Source organism: Nocardia sp. NPDC023852, assembly GCF_040639505.1.
Taxonomy (GTDB): Bacteria; Actinomycetota; Actinomycetes; order Mycobacteriales; family Mycobacteriaceae; genus Nocardia.
The window spans coordinates 93408-116290 of record NZ_JBFAAB010000019.1 but is presented as its reverse complement, the minus strand read 5'-3'; the positions used below and the strand labels follow the sequence as shown (position 1 = coordinate 116290).

The window sequence follows — 22883 nt, the reverse complement described above, 5'->3', positions numbered from 1 at the left end:
CCCGGCGTCAACCAAGCCGTAGCTGTGGTCACCACCTCGAGCCTGGGCGAACAGTTGGTCGCCTACGTCGTGCCCGCGCCCGGCCAACAGATCGAGCAAGCCGAACTACTCACCGCCACCGCCGCGATGTTGCCGGCATACATGGTGCCCGCAGCAGTCGTGGTATTGGACAGCTTCCCGTTGAACACCAGCGGCAAACTGGACCGCAAAGCACTACCGGAACCGGAATTCGAAACCAAAACCTTCCGCGCCCCCTCCACACCGACCGAAGAAATCGTGGCCGGCGTATTCGCCGATGTCCTCGGCATCGACCGGGTCGGCGCCGACGACGACTTCTTCGCACTAGGCGGCAACTCCCTGGCAGCCACACAGGTCGTGACGCGTATCGGTGCCGCACTGGATACACGGGTTCCGGTGCGGGTGCTGTTCGAAGCATCCACCGTCACCGGATTGGCTGTGCGGGTCGCGGTCACGGCGGGCGAAGCCGCGCCGATCGAGCTGGCCGAACTGCCCGGCGGCGGTGTCGGCGAGATCCCGCTGACGCCAGCGCTTGCCGCATATCTCGAAGACGGCGTCTACAACCGGTTCTCGCAGAGCATGGTGCTGGACCTGCCGGACAGAATCGAGCGCGCCGAACTGGTCGCCGCCATCGCCGCCGTCCTCGACCACCACGATGTGCTGCGATCGCTAGTGCGGCAGGTCGACGGGCAGTGGCAATTCGAGGCGCTGCCGCTCGGTGGCATCGACGCGAACAGGCTGATCTCCGAGGTCGACGTGCCGGCTGGTGTAGACGAGACGGAGCTGAACCGGATCGTCGGGGAGGCGATGGATTCCGCGCTCGCGACGCTGGATCCAGCCGCAGGCAGGATGATCGCTTTCACTTGGCTGCGTCGTTCCGATGCACGCGACTCTGTCACCGTCGCGGCCCATCACCTCGTCATCGACGGCGTATCGTGGCGCATCCTGCTCTCGGACCTCGCGGCGGCTTCGGCGCAGCGAGCGGCGGGGCAGGGGGTCACGCTGCCCGCCGTCGGCACCTCGTTCCGGCGCTGGGCACACGGCCTGGCCACAGCGGCCACGGCAGCGGACCGTGCCGGCGAGGTCGACTACTGGCAGCAGGTGATGGCCACGCCGGATCCGTTGCTCGGTACCCGTGCCCTGGATGCCGCGGTGGACACCTATGCGACGCGCGGGCAGATCGGCATCCAGGTGTCGGCCGAGGTCACCGGCGCTGTCCTGACCGAGCTTCCGGCCCTGTACCGAGGCGGTGTCGACGACGGTCTGCTGGCCGCACTCGCAGTGGCGGTGCGCACTTGGCGGGCGCGCCGCGGCATCGACGCACCCGCCACCCGGGTGCGGCTCGAGGGCCACGGCCGCGAGGAAGGGACCGTGCCCGGTGCCGACCTGAGCCGCACCATCGGCCGGTTCACCAGCACGTACCCGGTGGCCCTGGATCTGTCCGGCATCGACACCGAGGCAACCCTGTCCAGCGGTGTAGCCGCTGCGGCGGTACTCAAGTCGGTGAAGGAGCAGTTGCTCGCGGTGCCGGACAATGGCATCGGTTACGGCATGCTGCGCTACCTGAACGCGGCCACTGCCGGCGAACTCACCGGTGACCTCGGGCAGATCGGCTTCCACTATCTCGGCCGCGTCTCGGCTGGTGAAGAGCCCGAGGGCCGGGCCGATCCGGGCTGGCTGCCGACCGGCGATCCGGGAGCCGTTGCCGGCGAACAGCCTCTGACGATGCCCGCGGTGATCGACATCGACGCGATCGTCAACGAGACCGCCGCCGGTCCGCAGTTGGATGTGTCGTTCGCCTACGCCGCCGAGGTCATCGGCGAAGCGGACGTCCGCGAGTTGGCCGACGAATGGCTGTCGGCACTGACCGCGCTCGCCCGCCACACCCAGGATCCGGCGGCCGGTGGACTCACCCCGTCGGATGTACCGCTGGTGCGGGTCACCCAGGCCGAGCTGGACACCTGGCAGCGGACCCGGCCGGGTCTGTCCGATGTGCTGCCGCTGTCGCCGCTGCAGGCGGGACTGTTGTTCCTCGCCGAAGTATCCCCGGTGGACGACTACACCATGCAGTTCGTGGTGGAGCTGTCCGGCGATGTCGATATCGAGCGGCTGCGCGGCGCCGCGCAGGCGGTTCTGGATCGGCACGCGAACCTGCGGAGCGCTTTCGTCGCCACCGCCGACGGCACCCCCGTACAACTGGTGGTGGACGCCGTCGAGGTGGGGTGGAAGATCGTGGAGGACGTGCACGATACCGAGCTGCCGGCGATTCTCGAAGCCGATCTGCGGCGCCGGTTCGATCCGGCGGTGGCGCCGCTGGTGCGATTCACGTTGTATCGCACCGAATCCGGAAGCGCCCACCTGGTACTGACCACCCACCACATCCTGCTCGACGGCTGGTCCATGCCGTTGCTGATGAAGGACCTGCTGGTCCTGTATGCGACGCACGGTGATTTGTCGCAGCTACCGCGGGTGCGGCCGTACCGCGACTACCTGGCGTGGCTGTCGCGTCAGGATCCCGATGCGGCGCTGCGGGCGTGGACGAAGGCGCTCGACGGGCTGGAGGCGACTCCGCTAGCGCCCGCGCTGGCCCGGCGCGTGGCACCGGAGCCGGGTGTCGAGACACTGGCGTTCGACCTGTCGCCGGAGCAGACCTCGGCACTGGTGGCCTTTGCCGCCGAGACCGGCGTTACCGTCAACACGGTGGTGCAGGCGGCCTGGGGCCTGGTGATCGCGGCCGGAACCGATCGCGATGATGTGGTGTTCGGCGCCGCTGTGTCTGGTCGGCCGCCGCAGCTCGACGGTATCGACGACATGATCGGTCTGTTCGTGAACACGATCCCGGTTCGTGTTCAGTTCGATCCGCGGTGGACGGTGCGAGAACTGCTCGGCCGCTTGCAATCCGAGCAGGCAGCCCTGCTGGACCGGCACTACCTTGGGCTGGCCGATATCCAGCATGCCCTCGGCGTGGACGGACTCTTCGATTCGCTGCTGGCGTACGAGTCCTATCCGATCGACACCGAAGGGCTGCAGCAGCGGGCGAGTTCGATCGACGGCATGGCCATCACGGGTCTGCAGAGCGTCAACTTCAGCCACTACCCGCTGACGGTGCTGGTGGAACTGACCGCACAGCTGACGGTGAAGGTGATCTACCAGCGCAGCACCGTCGACGGTGCGGCCGCACAGGCTGTCATCGAGCGGATGCGAATGCTGCTCGGCGAATTCGTCGCCGGTCCGCGGCGCACGCTGGCGGCGACCAATTTGCTGCTTGACGCCGAGCAGGCGGCGTTGGACGCGGTGAACGACACCACGGCACGGGAATTCGTGGACGACGCGACACTGGTCTCGTTGTTCCACGCCCAGTGCGAGCGCACTCCCGACGCGCCCGCGGTGACATTCGGCGATGAGACGCTGACCTATGCGGAGCTCCGGTCGCGCGCGAGTCGCCTTGCCGGAGAACTCGTCCGGCGCGGTGCGGGCCCGGAGAGCCGGATCGCGGTCGCGATGCGGCGTTCGCTGGAACTGGTGGTAGCGATCTACGCGGTGCTGGAGACCGGCGCGGCCTATGTGCCGGTCGACCCGGATCATCCGATGGAACGCAACGACTACGTGCTCACCGGTTCGGCGCCGCTGTTCGTGCTCACCACGGTCGAGGACGGGTTCGAAACCGGCACCGCGGCGACAGTGCTCGATGTCGAGCGGATCGAACCCGCTTCGCAAGAAGCGAGTATCGCTACCGCTGAGTGGCTCTCGGGAGCGAGCGAGTCGGGTCCGGGTGATGTGAGAACACGGCCGGACAACATTGCCTACGTCATCTACACCTCTGGCTCCACCGGACGCCCGAAGGGCGTGATGATCACGCACCGGCAGATGGTGAACCAGTTCCGTTGGACCCAGCGCGAATATCCGCACACCACCGGCGATGTGGTGCTGCACAAGACCCCGATCACGTTCGACATCTCGACGTGGGAGTTGTTCTGGCCGTTGCAGACCGGCGCCCGTATCGTGGTCGCCGAGCCGGACGGGCACCGCGATCCGCGGTACCTGGCCGAGGTGATCGAGAAGGAGTCCGTCAGCACGGTGCATTTCGTGCCGTCGATGCTGGACGCGTATCTGGAGCTGGAGCAGCTCCCGAATGCCCTGCCGGGACGGGTTTTCGCGGCGGGCGAGGCGCTGAGCGCCACCACTGCCGCCGCGTTCCACGACCGGCTGTCCGGGGAGTTGTACAACTGGTATGGCCCGGCGGAGGCAACTGTGGTGACCGCCGCCGCGGTGCAGGCTCCCACTCCGCCGTCTCCGACCGGTCATGGCGAAATCCGCGGTGCGGTCCCGATCGGTGCCCCGGTGGCCAACACCCGGGTATTCGTGCTCGACCGCCAGCTGCGGCAGGTGCCGATCGGCGCGACCGGCGAACTATACGTTGCCGGTGTGCAATTGGCGCGCGGCTATCTCGGTGCGCCGGCGTTGACGGCCGAACGATTCGTCGCCAGTCCGTATGAGCCGGGTGCCCGGCTCTACCGCACCGGCGACATCGTCAAACTGGTGGGTTCCGCAAGCTCGGCCCCCGCGGGAGAACTCGATTCCCCGGTCCTCGAATACCTCGGCCGCGCCGACTTCCAGGTGAAACTGCGCGGCCAGCGTATCGAACTGGGCGAGATCGAAGCCGTCCTGCTGGAGCACGATTCAGTCGGTCATGCCGCGGTCGCACTGGTGCCGGATCCGGATCGCCTGGTCGGCTATGTGGTGGCCGCGTCCGGTCACACGATCGACGAGATGGCCCTGCTCGAGCACACCCGACGTGGGCTGCCGGCGTACATGGCGCCGTCGGTGCTCGTCACGCTGCCGGAGCTGCCGCTGAACGCGAGCGGAAAGCTTGATCGCAAGGCGCTACCGGTCCCCGCTTTCACCTCGCGGCCCTACCGAGAGCCGGTAACCCCGTTGCAGCAAGCGGTCGCGGCGGTGTTCGCGGAGGTGCTCGGTATCGAACGGGCCGGTCTGGACGACGACTTCTTCGCCATGGGCGGCACGAGTCTGGTCGCCAGCCAAGCGGTGAGCCGGCTGCGTCGGGCCACCGGCGCGCAACTGCGGGTGCAGTGGTTCTTCCTGGACCCGACAGTGGCCGGCATCTCGGCCCGGATCGTGGAGGCGCTGGAATCCGGCCTCGACTACGACGCCGGATCCGATGCCTCGATGAGCGTGATACTGCCGATCCGCAAGACCGGCAGCCGGACACCGCTGTTCTGCGTCCACCCGATGTACGGCCTGTCCTGGTGCTACAGCGGGTTAGCCCAGCAGCTGGACCCGCAACAGCCCATCTACGGCGTGCAGTCCCCGGCGCTGTCGGAGGACGCCGATCCGCCGGAGTCGTTGCACGACATGGCCGACCGCTACCTTGCGGAGATCACCGCTGTCCAGCCGGAGGGGCCTTACCGCCTGCTCGGCTACTCGCTCGGTGGTGTGCTCGCGCACGAGATCGCGGTGCGTTTGCGGGCGGCCGGGCAGGAAGTCGAGTTACTCGCGATGCTGGACAGCGACCACAGCTTCGACATCGACTACTTCCACGACGCCATGCTGGAGCTGCTGGCGGAAATCGGTATCCAGGGCATCGACCCGCAACAGTTGAGTGTGCTGAGCGAAGCGGACTTCATGAAGCTGTACGAGGCGATTCCGACGGACATGATGGCGTTGCCGCCGGACCGGTTGCGGCGGATCTACACCAGTGCGGTGCGGTCGGCCGAACTCACCGAGAGCTACACCCCACAGGTGTTCGACGGGACGGTGCACTTCTTCAAGGCCATGCGGAACGAAGGCGTGAAGCGGGACATTGTCGCGGCGTGGCGGCCCTATGCCGCCGGGGTCACCGTGCACCCGGTGGCGGCCAGCCACGAGGCGATGACCCAGCCCGAGGCGCTGGCCGTCATCGGTCCCGTGCTGGCCGATCTGCTGCGGGCCGGTGACCGGAAGTAGCCCCGATGGAGGGCGATGCAATCACGTCGGCAGTGGGATCGCTAGGACAGGACCCCTGCGCAGAGGATGAAACCGCAGGTGGGAGCGTGGTTTGAGCGTGGTGTCGAGCCACGCCGTGATCCCCGCTGATCTGGTGGCGGTTAACCCCTGGAGCGGCTGCGCCGGATCTAGCCGTTCCCTGTCGACGCGCGACCCGAATTGCGCGTCGACAGGGAATAATCGTCCCCGGCACTCGTCACACGCGGCCGTACCCGCGACCCGAAGCGGGTCGCGGGTACGGCCACCTGCGGATTCGTAACGATCGGTATGCGCTCGTTCGATGATCGCGGGCGAGGGGCAGCATGACTTGCATGTGGCAACAACAGACAAGGTGAGGCATCTCGATGGTTCGGGCAGTCGGGCAGCGGTGTGACGAGACTGCGGAAGTGATACGCGGATGACCCGCCCGACCCGCGTGCACCCGATCCGAATACGGCGGCCCCGCGTCACTACGCTGCCGCAGCTGATGGTCACCGCCGTCGAGGCCAATCCGAGCGGCACCGCCCTGGTATTCGCCGACGCGAACAGCACGCTGGCCCGGCTCAGCTACGCCGAACTGGACGAGTGGTCGACCAGGCTGGCTCGGTTGCTGATCGGACGCGGCATCGGACCCGAGGACTTGATCGCGGTCGGGTTTCCGCGCTCGATCGCCTCCGTGGTCGCGGCCTGGGCGGTGGCCAAGACCGGCGCGGGGTTCGTCCCGATCGACCCGAACTACCCCGCCGACCGGGTCGAGCATATGGTCCTCGACTGCGGCGCGGTCTTCGGGCTGACCGTCGATGAAGTCCGCGCCGATCTGCCGGCTCAGGTCGAGTGGCTGTCTATCGATACCGCCGAGTGCGCGCGGCTGCTCGAGGAATTCCCGGCCGACCCGGTCACCTATTCGGATCGGCTGCGCCAGCTGCGGGCCGAGCATCCCGCGTATGTCATCTACACCTCGGGTTCGACGGGTATGCCGAAGGGTGTTGTGGTCACCCAGGCCGGCTTGGCTGGTTTTTGTGCGGAGCAGCGCGACCGGTACCGGGTGACCAGTGGGTCGCGCACGTTGTCTTTCGCTTCGCCGTCGTTCGACGCGTCGGTGCTGGAGTTGCTGCTCGCGCTTGGTGGGGCGGCCACGATGGTGGTCGCGTCGCCTACGGTGCGCGGCGGCGACGAGCTGGCCGAGCTGGTGCGCAGGGAGGGCGTGACGCACGCTTTCGTCACGCCCGCTGTGCTGGCGTCGGTGGATCCGGCGGGCTTGGACGAGCTGCGAGTCGTGGTCGTCGGTGGCGAGGTGTGCCCGCCGGAGCTGGTGCGGCGCTGGGCATTACCGGTCTCGGGTGGGCGAACCCGTGAGTTCTTCAACGGTTACGGGCCGACCGAGACCACGATTATGACGAACATCAGTGCGCCGTTGGTGCCCGGCGCGCCGGTTTCTATCGGTGCGCCCATCCGGGCGATCACCGAGTACGTGTTGGACGAACGTCTGGCGCCGGTCCAGATCGGCGTGGTCGGCGAGCTGTATATCGCCGGAGCGCAGCTGGCCCGTGGCTATCATCAGCGGCCCGGGCTCACGGCCGTATGTTTTGTGGCGAATCCGTTCGACCCGAATCATCCCCGGCTCTACCGCACCGGTGATCTGGTGCGTTGGACCGCGGACGGTGAGTTGGAGTATCTAGGTCGTAATGACCTCCAGGTGACGATTGGTGGTCTCCGTATCGAGCTCGGCGAGATCGACGCGGTGCTGGCCGCGCACGAGAGTGTCGATTTCGCCGTCACTGTCGGACACCAGCTGGACAGCGGCGTGACGATCCTGGTCGCCTATGCACACGCCGCTCCCGGGATGACAGCGGACGCGGCCGAACTGGCCGCCCTCGTCGAGCAGAGTCTGCCCGTGCACATGGTGCCGACGGCGATCATGGTGCTGGACGAGATTCCGCTGACCCCGGCGGGCAAGGTGGATCGCCATTCGCTGCCCACACCGCGTTTGCGGACGAACGTGTTTCGCGCACCGGTCGGACTGCTGGAAGAGCTCGTCGCGGAGGTGTTCGCCGAACTGCTCGGGCCGGGAGCGGCGGTCGGCGCGGACGACGACTTCTTCGAGCTCGGCGGCAACTCGCTGATCGCGGCCAAGGTCGCGGACCAGCTCGGCGCCGCCATCTCGGCGCGGGTGCCCGTCCGTCTGATCTTCGAGAACGCCACCGTCGCCGGGCTCGCCGAGCGGCTGAAGCCGCTGAAGGGTACGGGAGACCGCCACGCGTTGGTTCCGGTGGAGCGCCCTGAGCGGGTTCCGTTGGCGTTGGCGCAGCAGCGGATGTGGTTTTCGAATCAGTTCGGTACTGATTCCGCGGCGAACAATGTTCCGTTTGCGATTCGGTTGTCGGGTGCGTTGGATGTGGGGGCGTTGCAGGCGGCGGTCGCGGATGTGATCGAGCGTCATGAGTTGTTGCGGACGGTGTATCCGGCGGTGGATGGTACGGGGTACCAGGTGGTTCTGCCTGCCGCCCAGGTGGTCCCGGATCTGACGCCCGAGCCGATCGCCGAGCACGAACTCCTGGACTGGCTGCGCGGATTCGCGCTGACCGGGTTCGATGTCGCGGCCGAGGTGCCGGTGCGCATCGTCCTGGCCGAGCTCGGCCCTGATGAACACGCGATCGTGGGCGTGGTGCATCACATCGCCGTCGACGACGCCTCGGTCGTGCCGTTCCTGCGGGATCTGCTCGGCGCGTTCCTGTCCCGGCGCAACAGGGCACGGCCGTCGTGGGCTCCGCTGCCGGTGCAGTACGCGGACTACACGTTGTGGCAGCGTGCGGTGCTCGGCGACGAGAACGACCCGGACTCGGTGGCGGCAACCCAGCTCGACTATTGGCGCCGGGCCCTCGCGGGCATTCCAGAACGGATCGACCTGGCCTCCGACCGGCCGCGTCCGGTCGTCGCCTCCGGCCGAGGCGCGGAGTACACCTTCGAGGTGGATGCCTCGGTGCATCGTGGCCTCGCCGAGCTGGCGCAGCGCGCTGGCGCCTCGGAGTTCATGGTGGTGCACAGCGCACTCGCGGCCTTGCTCGCCCGGCTTACCGGTACCGACGACATCACCATCGGCACTCGGGTATCGGGTCGCGGTGAGCGGGAACTCGGCGGGCTCATCGGCATGTTCGTCAACCTGCTGGTGCTGCGCACCCGGATCGACCCAGGCGCGTCGTTCCGTGCGCTGCTCGCCGACGTCGAAAAGACCGATTCGGCGGCGTTCGCGCATGCCGACCTGCCGTTCGAGCGGTTGGTCGAGGCGCTGGATCCGGAGCGTTCGCAGGCGCGTCATCCGCTTTTTCAGGTGGCGCTGTTCTTCCAGAGCACGCGCAGGCCGGACGTGCAGCTGCCCGGGCTGTCGGTACGGCAGCTGGACTTGGACGGCGTGGTCGCCAAGTTCGATCTGCGGCTGGCCGTGGTACCCAAGAGCGAGGACGGTGCCGCGGGCTTCTCGGCGAAATTCACCTATGCCACCGACCTGTTCGACGAGCCGACGATCGCCGAGTTCGCCTGGCGGCTGGAGCGGTTGTTCGCTGCCGTCGTCGCGGAGCCGGACCGGGCGATCGGCGAGGTCGATCTGCTGGCTCCCGAGGAGCGGGAGCGAATTCTGCTCGGGTGGAACAACACCCGGCAAGCGGTGGCCGCCGAGCTGTTGCTCGATGGATATCGGCGTGCGGTGGTTGCGTTCCCGGATATGGTCGCTGTGGTGTTCGAGGGTGTCGAGCTTACTTACGGTGAGTTCGATGCGCGGGTGAATCGCCTTGCGCGAGTGTTGATTTCGCGCGGTGTCGGTGCGGAGTCCCTGGTGGGGTTGGCTATTCGGCGTTCGCTGGATCTCATAGTGGGGATGTATGCGATCGTGGCGGCGGGTGGGGCGTATGTGCCGTTGGATCCGGACCATCCGGTCGAGCACATCGCGCGCGTCCTGGAGACGGCGCAGCCCGCCTGCGTGCTCACCACCTGCACCGACGCGGTCGAAGTGCCCGAGGGCACCGCCGTGCTGCTGCTGGACGCGATCGACCTCGACGGTGTCGACAGTGCTCCGGTGCGTGCCGAGGAACTGCTCCGTCCGGTGCGGCCGCAACATCCGGCGTATGTGTTCTTCACGTCGGGGTCGACCGGTCGGCCCAAGGGCGCGGCGATTTCGCATGCGGCGATCAACAATCAGATCACGTGGATGCTCGCGGCATATCCGCTCGGTCCCGCGGATGTGTATCTGCAGAAGACTGCGACAACGTTCGATGTGTCGCTGTGGGGCTATTTCCTGCCGCTGCGTACGGGCGCGAAGCTCGTAGTCGCGGCGCACGATGGTCATCGCGACCCGGCCTATATCGCGGAAACCATTGCCGCGCACGGAGTGACGGTGACCGATTTCGTGCCGTCGATGCTGACGGTGTTCGCTGCGCATACCGTGCCGGGCGCGTGCCCGACATTGCAAGACGTCTTCGTGATCGGCGAGGTGCTGGCGCCGGAAACCGTCGCGGCGCTCCGTGCGGTGTCGACCGCGAATGTGCACAACCTGTACGGTCCGACCGAGGCCGCGGTGTCGGTCACGTACTGGCCTGCCTCGGCCACGGCGGGCGAGCGCACCGTGCCGATTGGTTTGCCGCAGTGGAACACCCGAGTGTATGTGCTGGACTCCCGTCTGCATCCGGTACCGGCGGGTGTTCCCGGCGAGCTCTATCTCGCTGGTGTTCAGCTGGCGCGTGGTTACGTGCGGCGCCCGGAACTGACCGCGGATCGGTTCGTGGCCAACCCGTTCGCCTCGGGTGAGCGGATGTACCGCACCGGTGACTTGGTGGTGTGGCGCAGGTATACCGACGAGGCGGTGCTCGATTACCTGGGTCGGAGCGATTCTCAGGCGAATGTTCGTAGTCAGCGGGTCGAGTTGGGGGAGGTCGAGACGCCGGCCGTGCCCGCGCATGCCGCGGAGATCGAGTCGCCGACACCGGGTGAGCGTGGTGTGGAGCTGGGCAGTATCGCTCGTCCCGAGCGGTTACCGTTGTCGTCGGCGCAGCGGCGGATGTGGTTGCTGAACCGTTTCGATCATGCCGATGATGCTGTGGCGAGGGCCGGTTCGACGGCCGCCTACAATCTGCCGGTTACGCTGCGGTTGACCGGTGATCTCGATGTGTCTGCTCTCGGTGCGGCTCTGCATGACGTGGTGGCGCGGCACGAGGTGCTGCGCACCGTGTACCCGGAAACCGTGGACGGTCCGGCGCAGGTCGTGCTGCCGGCCGAGCAGGTGGTCCTGGATGTGGTCCCGCAAGTGCTGGCCGAAACCGAGGTGGCGGGCGCCGTGTACGCCCAGGCCTCGGCGCCGTTCGACGTGACCGCCGAGGTTCCGGTGCGGGCAGCCCTGATCCAGGTCGGCGGAGTACCCGATACCTATGTCCTGGTCGTTGCGATGCATCGAATCGCGGCCGACGCGTCGTCGATGGGTCCGCTGGTGCGGGATGTGGTGGCCGCCTACGCCGCGCGGGCGGCGGGTGCGGCACCGGATTGGTCGCCGTTGCGGGTGCAGTACGCGGACTATGTGCTGTGGCAGCGTGCGGTACTGGGTGCCGAGTCCGATCCCGAATCCATTGCGGCGCGGCAGATCGCGTTCTGGCGTGGGCAGTTGGCTGATCTGCCCGAATTGCTGGAGCTGCCGATGGATCGTCCGCGCCCGGCGGTGGCGTCGATGGCCGGTGCGCGACTGGATGTCGAGATCGATGCGGTGACGCATGCCGGACTCGTCGAACTCGCCCGTGCGAACGGTGTGACATTGTTCGTCGTCGTGCATACCGCGTTCGCGGTGTTGCTGGCTCGGTTGTCGGGTAGCTCGGATATTGCGATCGGTACGCCCGTCTCCGGTCGTTGTGAGCGTGAGCTCGATGATTCGATCGGTATGTTCGTCAATACTGTGGTGCTCCGCACGCGGTTCGAGCCGGGTGAATCGTTTACGGCGTTACTGGCCAGACAGCGTGAATCCGATGTGCAGGCGTTCGCACACGCGGATATTCCGTTCGAGCGGTTGGTGGAGGTGCTGGATCGGCCGCATTCGACGGCGCATCATCCGTTGTTCCAGGTGGGGTTGTCATTCCAGAACGTTGCGCGGGTGGCGTTCGAATTGCCTGGTTTAGCGGTGGGCGGTCTGGATGCGGATTCGGATGTGTCGCAGTTCGATCTGCATTTGATCGTCAGCGATGCGTATGACGAGTCGGGTGAGCCCGCCGGTATCGGTGGTTTCTTCACGTACGCCACCGACCTTTTCGATGCGGCCACGGTGCAGGGCTTCGCCGACCGGTTGCCGCGGATTTTGTCCTTCGTGGTCGCCGATGCCGCTGTCCCCGTCGGGGACATCGACATCCTTGCCGACACCGAGCGAGCCGACGTGTTAGCGGTGTGGAACGACACCGCACGCCTGGTAGCGACGGCGGCGAAATTGGGATCGTTGCTGCGGCGGTCGGTGATGACAGCGCCGGGAGCGGTCGCGCTGGTCGAGGACTTCCCTATGGGCGGACGCAGGGAGCTGAGTTACGCCGAGCTGGCCACCCGGGTGAATCGCCTCGCCCGCTACCTGATTTCTATCGGTGTCGCTCCGGAGTCCCGGGTTGCGCTGGCGTTGCGCCGGTCGGCGGATCTGGTGGTGGCGATGTACGCGGTGGCAGAGGCAGGTGGCGCGTACGTGCCGGTGGATCCGGACCAGCCCGCTGAGCGCACCGCCTACATCCTGGCCTCGTCCGCGCCGGTGTGCGTGCTGACCGACGCCGATGCCGGGTTCGACACCGATGTCGTGCCGATGGTGCGGCTCGACGACCTCGAACTGGCGTCCGTGCCGAGCGGGCCGATCGCCGACGCCGAGCGGATCGCACCACTGCGTCCGGAGAATACGGCGTACGTGATCTTCACATCGGGCTCGACCGGCCGCCCGAAGGGCGTGGCCGTGCCGCACGCCGCGATCGTGAACCAATTGCTCTGGAAGGCCGCCGCCTTCGATCTGATGGGCGACGACGCGCTGCTGCTCGAGACCGCGACGACGTTCGACTTGTCGGTGTGGGAATTCTGGTCGGCTGCCGTGTGTGGCGGCAGGCTGGTGATCACGGCGCCGGAGCGACATCGCGATCCGGCGTACCTGAGCGAGCTGATGGCCCGGGAGTCGGTCACGACGCTGCATGTGGTGCCGTCGATGCTGGATGCGCTGCTGGCGCACTGGGTGTCCGCCGACAACGCCGCCGCGGCGTTGTCGCTGCGGCGCGTGCTCGCCATAGGTGAGGCGATGCCCCCTGCGCTGGCCCAGCGCTTCCGTGCGACGTACCCGGATGTCGCACTGTTCAATTTGTATGGTCCGACTGAGGCGGCGGTGTCGATCACGTGCCACCGGGTGACCGAGGACGACCAGAACTCGGTGTCGATCGGCGTGCCGGAGTGGAACAGCCGGGTGTACGTGCTGGATGCACGACTGCGGCCGGTGCCGGTGGGTGTTTTGGGTGAGTTGTATTTAGCGGGCGCGCAACTTGCTCGCGGTTACTTCGGCCGGGTGGATCTGACCGCCGAACGTTTCGTGGCCAATCCGTTCCAGTCCGGCGCCCGAATGTATCGCACGGGTGACCTTGTCACGTGGAATGTCAGTGGCGAGCTCGAATACCGGGGTCGTACGGATTTCCAGGTAAAGATTCGTGGTTTCCGTGTCGAGTTGGGTGAGGTCGAGGCGGCGTTGTCGGCGTTGCCGGAGATCGCGCGGACGGCGGTGATCGCGAAGTCCGATCCGGAAACCGGCGATCGTCTGGTGGCTTATCTGGTTCCCGGTGATGCGGATGTGGATATTGTGCGGGTGAAGTCCGAGCTGACCGCGAGCCTGCCATCGTTCATGGTGCCGTCGGCGTTTGTGGTGGTGGATTCGTTGCCGTTGACGGTGAACGGCAAGGTGGATCGGAAGGCTTTGTCCGAGCGCGAGTTCGATACTCAGCTGTTTCGTGCGCCGTCGACGCCGACCGAGGAAAACGTTGCCGGCGTGTTCGCGGAGGCCCTCGGCGTCGATCATGGTGGTGCGGATGATGATTTCTTCGCGCTGGGTGGGCAGGCATTGCCTGCGCCGCAGGTCGCGGCGGCGCAGAGCGGTGTTGCTCTGGATTCGCCTGTGCCGGAGCGCGTTCTGTTCGAGGCGTCCACCGTCGCCGGACTCGCGACCGAGGTCGAACAGGGCGCGGGGGAGCGCGAGCGCCTCCCGCTGGTTGCTCGGAAGCGCCCCGACCAGGTACCGCTGTCCATTGCGCAGCAGCGCATGTGGTTCCTCAATCAGTTCGACACCTCGGCCTCGGTCTACAACGTTCCGGCCGCACTCCGCCTCTCTGGTGACCTGGACGTCGGCGCCTTGCAGCAGGCCGTCGCCGACCTCGTCGCGCGCCACGAGATCCTGCGCACCCGCTATCCGCAGACACCGAACGGCCCGGTGCAGCAGGTGCTGGTGCCGCATGAGGTGCCGGTGGACCTGGCGCTTACGCAGATCGGTGACGTACGTGTCGCCCACGAGATGCAGCACGTCGTCGGCGCCGGATTCGACGTGACCATCGAGGTTCCGTTCCGCACCAGGCTATTCCAGCTAGCAGGCACCGAGTATGTCCTCGTCTTCGTCGCACACCAGATCAGCGCCGACGGCTGGTCGATGGGCCCACTGGTCAGGGACCTGATGCTGGCCTATGCCGCGCGCAGCGGCGGCGAAGCGCCGTCCTGGGCGCCACTGCGCGTCCAGTACGCCGATTACGCGCTGTGGCAGCGCGACGCGCTCGGCGCCGACGACGATCGAGAATCCCTTGCCGGCGCGCAACTGGCTTATTGGACAACGGAACTCGCCGACCTGCCCGACGAGCTCACCCTGCCGACGGACCGCCCGCGTCCGCCCGCCCCGTCATTCGCCGGCGGCAAGACCGATTTCGTCGTCGACGCCGACGTGCACGCCGCGCTGGCCGCGCTGGCCAGACAGCACAACGCCACACTGTTCATGGTCGTGCACACCGCGTTTGCTGTCTTCTTGTCCCGTTTGTCCTGCACCGAGGACATTGCCGTGGGCACCCCCATCACGGGGCGGGGCGAACCCGAACTCGATGATCTGATCGGCATGTTCGTGAACACCCTGGTGCTGCGCACCCAGGTAGCGCCCGGCTTGGGCTTCACCGAGCTACTTGCCGCCAACCGAGAATCCGGCCTGCGCGCCTTCGCCAACGCGGACATTCCCTTCGCGCGGCTGGTCGAGGCGCTCGCTCCCGAGCGCTCGGCGGGTCGCCATCCGCTGTTCCAGGTGGCGCTCTCGTTCGAGAATATCGCCGCCACCAGTTCGGAACTGCCCGGCCTCAGTTTCACCGCGCTCGACCTGGCCGCCGACAACACCCAGTTCGACCTGCTGCTCACTGTGCGCGAGCAGCGCACCGACGGGGGAGAGGAGGCTGGTCTTGCCGCCGAATTCACCTATGCCCGTGACCTGTTCGATGACAAGACGGTTGCCGAGTTCGGCCGCAGGTTCCGCCGCATTCTCGCTGCCGTCGCGCAGAATCCCGCCACCGCCGTCGGCGATCTGGAGATTCTGGACGACTCCGAGCACGCGGATCTGATCGCGCGCGGGGGTGGCGGCGCCGTGCCGCCGCGCACGCTGCCGGAGCTGATGGCCGATGCCGTCGCCGCGAATCCGACCGGCGTCGCCGTGGTCGCGGACGATCGCATCTTCAGCTACATCGAGCTCGACGCGGCCTCGGCGCAGTTGGCGCGCGCGCTGATCGATCGTGGCGCGGGTCCGGACGTGCTGGTCGCCATCGCGATCCGGCGTTCGGTCGAATCCGTGCTCGCGCTGTGGGCGGTGGCGAAGGCCGGTGCGGCATTCGTCCCGATCGACCCGACCTATCCGGCCGATCGTATCGCGCACATGGTCGCCGATTCCGGTGTGACGCTGGGCGTGACGCTCACCGCGGAGCTGATCGATCTGCCCGCCCTGTCCGGTGGTTCCTGGGTCGCCTTGGACGATCCCGACTTCACCGTCGAGGTCGGGGGGCGCTCGGATCGTCCGCTCACCTCCGGCGATCTGCGCGGGCCACTGCACAGCGACAACGCCGCGTACGTCATCTACACCTCCGGCTCCACCGGCCTGCCGAAGGGCGTCGTCGTCACCCATGCAGGGCTGGCGAACTTCAGCGCCGAGCAGGCGGAGCGCTACCGGCTCGACCGATCCACGCGCGCATTGGCGTTCGCGTCGCCGTCCTTCGACGCTTCGGTGCTGGAACTACTGCTCGCGCTGGGTTCCGCGGGCGGTCTCGTGGTGCCGCCTCCGCTGACCTTCGGCGGCGAGGAACTGGCCGAGCTGATCCGTGCCGAGGGCGTCACACACGCCTTTCTCACCCCATCGGTGCTTGCCTCGCTCGAGCCGGACGCACTCGCGGGCATGCGGGCGATTGTGGTGGGTGGCGAAGCGGTGCCCGCCGGCCTGGCGGCCAAGTGGACCGGCTCTCCCGGGCGCGACCTCTACAACGGGTACGGGCCCACCGAGACCACGATCATGACCAACATCAGCGACCCGTTGCTGCCCGGTGATCCGGTCACCATCGGCGGTCCGATCCGCGGCATGCGGTCGCTGGTGCTCGACAGCAGACTGCGTCCCGTGCCCGAAGGCGTCGCAGGAGAACTGTATCTGGGCGGCCTCCAGTTGGCGCGCGGCTATCACGCGCGACCGGGACTCACGGCGTCGCGGTTCGTCGCCGACCCGTACGGCGCGCCCGGCGCTCGCCTCTACCGCACCGGCGACGTGGTGCGCTGGCGCGGGGCCGAGGGCGCACCGGTTGTCGAGTACCTGGGCCGCAACGACTCCCAGGTGAACGTGCGCGGCTTCCGCATCGAACTCGGCGAGATCGATGCCGCGCTCACCGCCCAGCCGGGAGTCGACTTCGCCGTCACGATCTGCCGCGGATCCGGCTCCGGCGCGATGATGCTGGTCTCCTACGTGCTGCCGGCCGAGGGTGCTGCGCTGGAATCCGCCGTGCTGACCGAGCGGCTCGCGCGCGCACTGCCGGAGTACATGGTTCCGACGGCAATCGTGGTGCTCGACGAGATTCCGCTGACGCCGGTCGGCAAGCTGGACCGCAGGGCGCTGCCCGAACCGGTCCGGGATATCCGCGGCTACCGCGCGCCGCGAACCCAAGCCGAACTGGTGATCGCCGAGGTGATCGGCGAAGTGCTCGGCATCGACCGGGTCGGCCTGGACGACGACTTCTTCGCGCTCGGCGGCGACAGCATCGTCTCCATCCGGGTGGTGTCGCGCGCCCGCGCCCGCGGTGTGACCTTCACCCCGCGTGCTGTCCTCGAATGCCGCACTGTCGTCGCACTGGCCCGCGCCGCCGTAGTCGAGGGCAGTCCCGGCGACGAGGCGGGCGAACTGCCACTGACGCCGAACGCGGCACGGCTGCTGGACGCGGGCGTCGAGGTGCGGGCCATAGCCCTGGACGTCCCCGAGACCTGCCCTGTCGAGGTGGTGCGTGGCGCGGTGGCCGCCGTTCTCGACCAGCACCCGATGCTGTGGGTGCGGGTGGAGTACGCCGCCGACGGCGCGCCGATGCTGAGTATCCCCGCGGTCGCCGAGCGCACCGGTGACGCTTTCCGCCGGCTTGATCCCGAGCGCGGCGAGACCTCGCTGCCGATCGATGACGTGGTGCTGGCGGCCGCCGCGGCGCTGGACCCGGAACAGGGTCGCAATATCCACTTCGTGCTCACCGGTGGGCCCGAGGCCCGCTCCACGCTCATCGTCGTGGCCAGCAGCCTGGTAGTCGACGACATCTCGTGGCGTGCGGTTGTCGACCAGTTGACGGCCCGGTGGAACCGTGCCCGCCACGCCGCCCCCGCGGCGCCGTCGTCCGGTCTGGGCGTGCTCATCCGTGCGCTGTCGGCCCGGGCGCACGACCCTGCGACAGTCGCCGAAATGGACTGGTGGCGGAGGTCGCTCGGCGCCGTGCCGGAGGATGCGGTGGCCGATGGGCGGGATCTGCGTGTCCGCAGCCGGGTTTCGCTCACGATCACGGCGGAAGGCGCTGGGGCAGTCGCCGCTGCGGCCGCGGCCTACCACGCCGGCGTGGACGACATCCTGCTCACCGCGGTGGCGCTGGCACTGCGAACTTCCGCGGACGAGACCGTCACGCGCGCGGTCGGTTCGGTGATCCGCCTGGCCGCCGACGGCCGGACGGCGGCGCATGCCGACGCGGAAAGCATGGTGGGCGGCTTCGTCACCGAATATCCGCTTCCGCTGCGGCTCACCCGGATCGACATCGACGACGCGTTGCTCGGCGGGCCCGCGGCGGGTGCGGCGATCGCGCAGATCAAAGAGCTGCGCCGGTCGGTGCCGACGCACGGCGTCGGCTACGGTTTGCTGCGCTACCTCAACGCCGACACCGCGGACGACCTGCGCGGGCTCGGTCGCGGCAGGTTGGCGCTGCGCTATCGGGATCTGCGCCCAGCCAGGGTGCATACCGACACGCCGGCCGACGATCTACTGCTGCTCCTCACTGTCGATGCCACCGACGACGGCTTGCTTGCCCGGTTCGACTACGCCGCAGCGGCTTTCAGCGGCGACGAGGCGAAGATTTTCGCCGAGCACTGGATCCGCGCGCTCGGCGGTCTCGCCGAACACGGTCTTCGGCCGGACGCGGGCGGATTCACACCGTCGGACTTCCCGCTGGTGCGGCTCAAGCAGCCTGACATCGACCGGTTCGCCCGCGCTTATCCGAACCTGTCGGATGCCTGGCCGGTCACGCCGTCGCAATCGGGCATGCTGTTCCACGCCCTGCTCGCCGAGTCCTCGGTGGACGTCTACACCACCCAGTTCGTGCTCGACCTGGGCGGCGCGGTGGACGCCGATCGGATGCACGCGGCCGCGCAGGCGGTGCTGGACCGGCATGACAATCTGCGCGTCGCCTTCGCCGACGACGTGGAGGGCAATCCCGTTCAGGTCGTGCAGGATTCGCTCGAAGTGCCGTGGCGACTGATCGATCTCTCGCCGCTGCAACCGGGCCCCGCCGCGGCCGAGTTGGCTCGGATCAAGGCCGCCGACCTGGCCGACCATTTCGACATGCGGACCGCGCCGCTGCTCCGGTTCGCGCTGATCCGTTCCGCCGCCGACAGCCACCACCTGTTGATGACCAGTCACCACATCCTGATCGACGGCTGGTCCATGCCGCTGCTGATGAAGGATCTGCTGACCGTGTACGCGCTCGGCGGCACATCGCGGCACCTGCCCAAGGTGCTGTCCTACCGTGAGTATCTGGCCTGGTTGGTGGCGCAGGACGCGGAGGCGGCGCGCACGGCGTGGCGCACCGCGCTGGCCGGGATCACCGAGCCGACGCCGCTGGCGCCGGTCGACCCCGGCCGAGAGATCTTCGCGGGCGCCGGCGAAGTCGGTTTCGAGCTGTCCCAGGCCGACACGACCGCGCTCACTCGGCTCGCGTCGGGCCTCGGCGTCACGGTGAACACCGTGGTGCAGGCGGCCTGGGGTGTTCTGATCGGTCGAAGCATCGATCGCGACGATGTGGTCTTCGGTGCCACTGTGTCCGGGCGGCCGCCACAGCTCGACGGCGTCGAATCGATGGTCGGCCTGTTCCGCAACGCGATTCCGGTGCGAGTGCGTCTCGGCGCGACCGACACCCTCGGCGGCCTGCTGCGCCAGCTGCAGGTCGAACAGGCCGCGCTGCTCGACCACCATTACCTCGGCCTGAGCGACATCCAGGAGGCCATCGGCGTGGAAGGGTTGTTCGACTCGCTGGTCGTGTTCGAGTCGTTCCCGGTGGACCGGGAAGGACTGGACCGGGCCGGCACCATCGAGGGCATGAACGTCACCGGTGTCGGTGCCGTCACCGGCACCCATTACCCGATCACCGTGATGGTGGTGCTGGACAACCAGCTGCGGGTCTCGCTGAGATACCTGCGCGATCTGTTCGACGAACCCGCGGCACATTCTCTCGCGCAGCGACTTTCGATGCTGATCGGCCGCTTCGTGACCAGTCCGCAGGCGCGGGTCGGCGAGATCGACGTGCTGCTGGATACCGAGCGCGCCGCCCTGGTCGCACACAACGCCACCGACTTGCCCGAACTGCTCGACGAGGTGACGCTGCTTTCGCTGTTCGACGCGCAGGTTGCGCGCACACCGGACGCGCCGGCGGTGCACTTCGGTGCGACCACCCTCAGCTATACCGAACTCGACTCGCGCGCACAGGCATTGGCCGTGGAGCTGATGCGGTGGGGCGTCGGGCCGGAGGCGCTGGTCGCGGTGGCCATGCGACGCGGCATCGACCTGATCGTTACGCTCTACGCGGTGCTGCGGGCGGGGGGCGGCTACGTCCCGATCGATCCGGATCACCCGGCCGCACGCAACGAGTACGTCCTGGACAACGCTGATCCGGTGTGTGTCTTGACTACCACGGCCGATCGGTTCGATACCACCACTGGGATCCCGGTCGTCGCGGTGGACACGCTGTACCTGCCGGTGGACGCGGTTTCCCGGCTGGACAGTGACGTCCACCCGGACAATGTCGCCTACGTCGTCTACACCTCGGGCTCCGCCGGCCGCCCGAAGGGCGTGGTGATCACGCACCGGCAGATGGCCCACCAGCTCCGCTGGGCCCAGCTGGCCTACCCGCACGACGGCAGCGACGTCGTGCTGCACAAGACGCCGATCACGTTCGACATCTCCACCTGGGAGCTGTTCTGGCCGTTGCAGACCGGCGCCGCGATCGTGATCGCCGAACCCGACGGCCACCGGGACCCGGCCTACCTGGCCGGAATCATTACCGAATACGGGGTGAGCACTGCGCATTTCGTGCCATCGATGTTGGACGCATTCCTCGACCCCGTCGCCGATCCCACTGCGGCGTACCCGCGTCTGCGGCGGGTATTCGCCGCGGGCGAGGCGTTGTCCGGGGCGACCGCGGCGAGGTTCGCCGCCGCCGTCCCCGACGCCGCTCTGGTCAACTGGTATGGCCCCGCCGAGGCCACGGTGGCCACCGACCATCCGGTGGGCGACACCGCCGCCGTCGCGATCCCGATCGGCATCCCCGTGGCCAACACCCGCGCGCACGTGCTCGACCGGCAGCTGTGCCCGGTGCCGCCGGGCGCCGCGGGCGAACTGTACCTCGCGGGTGTGCAGCTGGCCCGCGGCTATCTCGGCGCCCCGGCCCGGACCGCGGAGCGTTTCGTCGCGTGCGCGGGCGGCGAGCGAGGCTATCGCACCGGTGACATCGTGCGGTGGCGCGACGGAGCGCTGGAATACCTGGGCCGCGGCGATTTTCAGGTCGAGCTGCGCGGCCGACGCGTCGAACTCGTCGAGATCGAGACCGCGTTGCTCGGCGACGACCAGGTGCGACACGCGGCGGTGTCGCTGGTGGCCGGGGCCACCGGGGACCGATTGGTCGCCTACGTGGTCGCCGCGCCGGGAGAGCGTATCGACGAGGCCGCGCTGCTGTCGCATGCGCGCGGTGCGCTGCCGTCCTACCTGGTGCCCTCGGCGGTGGTCGTCCTGGACTCGATGCCGCTGAACGCCAACGGCAAGCTCGACCGCAACGCGCTTCCCGTGCCGCAGGTCACGGACCGTCCGTACCGCGCGCCGAGCACGCCACTGGAGCGGACCGTGAGCGACGTGTTCGCCGACGTGCTCGACCTGGACGACGGGTACCGGGTCGGTATGGACGACGACTTCTTCGACCTGGGTGGCAACTCGCTGATCGCGACGCGCGCGGTCAACAGGCTCCGCACGCTCACCGGCGCCCAGGTGCGAGTGCAATGGTTCTTCACCGATTCCACCCCGGCAGCGCTGTCGGCCCGCATCCTCGCGGCGCTGGCGGATGACCACGACCACGACTACGACTTGGACTCGAACGCCGCACTCGGCGTCCTACTGCCGATTCGAACGATGGTGCCGCACGACACCGCCGCCGCCGAGCCGCTGTTCTGCCTGCACCCGATGTACGGATTGTCCTGGTGTTATGCGGGACTTGCGCGCTACGTGCCCGCGACCACACCGATTTTCGGCCTGCAGTCGCCCGCCCTGACCGAGGACGGCTACCTGCCGGAGTCGCTGACCGAGATGGCGCTTCGCTACGTGGCCGAGATCCGCGCCGTGCAGCCGGAAGGGCCGTACCGCCTGCTGGGCTGGTCGCTCGGCGGCGTCCTCGCGCACGCCGTGGCGACCGAACTGCAGGCCGCCGGCGAGGAGATCGGGCTGCTGACCATGCTGGACAGCCGCCCGGACATCGACGTCACCGACTTCCACGCGGCGGTCCGGGAGGCGCTGTCCGAACTCGGCATCGGCGCGGATGCCGTGCGGCCCGGCGACGGCGACATCCACGATCTGAGCGAGGACGCGCTCGCCGCACTGCATGCCACGATCCCCCCGGACATGGCGGTACTCACTCCCGAACGGGTGCGCCGGATCTACCGCAGCGCGGTGCGCTCGGCCGAACTCATCGCAGAGCATCGGCCCGAGGTTTTCCGCGGCAAGTTGGACTACTTCAGCGCGAGGGGCAACGATACTGCGGCGTCCAGGTGGCAACCCTATGTCGACGGCGGGGTCGCGGACCATCGGGTCGGCGTCGTGCACGATCAGATGACAACGCCGCAAGCATTGGCGGAGATCGGTCCTCGATTGTCCGAGTTGCTCGATCCGAATCCCGAAACGACCCAGCGTGTGCGGTCAGGCCCGGAGGAGGGAGCCTGCGTAACCACGGAGGGCCCCGCACGCGCTGGATAGGTACAGCGTGTGCGGTCAGGCCCGGAGGAGGGAGCCTGCGTAACCACGGAGGGCCCCGCATGCGCTGGATAGGTACAGCGTGTGCGGTCAGGCCAGGAGGAGGGAGCCT

2 protein-coding genes are annotated in these 22883 nt (G+C 68.0%); both read left to right on the top strand.

The window, feature by feature from the left end:
• Window positions 1–5982: amino acid adenylation domain-containing protein (locus AB0H00_RS23420; protein WP_357269722.1), on the top strand; the 5982-nt coding region annotated here is incomplete at its 5' end.
• A gap of 436 nt (window positions 5983–6418) precedes the next feature.
• The gene (locus AB0H00_RS23415) at window positions 6419–22774 is read left to right on the top strand and encodes an amino acid adenylation domain-containing protein (RefSeq protein WP_357269719.1); all 16356 of its coding nucleotides are present in this window, start codon (window positions 6419–6421) and stop codon (window positions 22772–22774) included.
• Window positions 22775–22883: the final 109 nt, after the last annotated feature.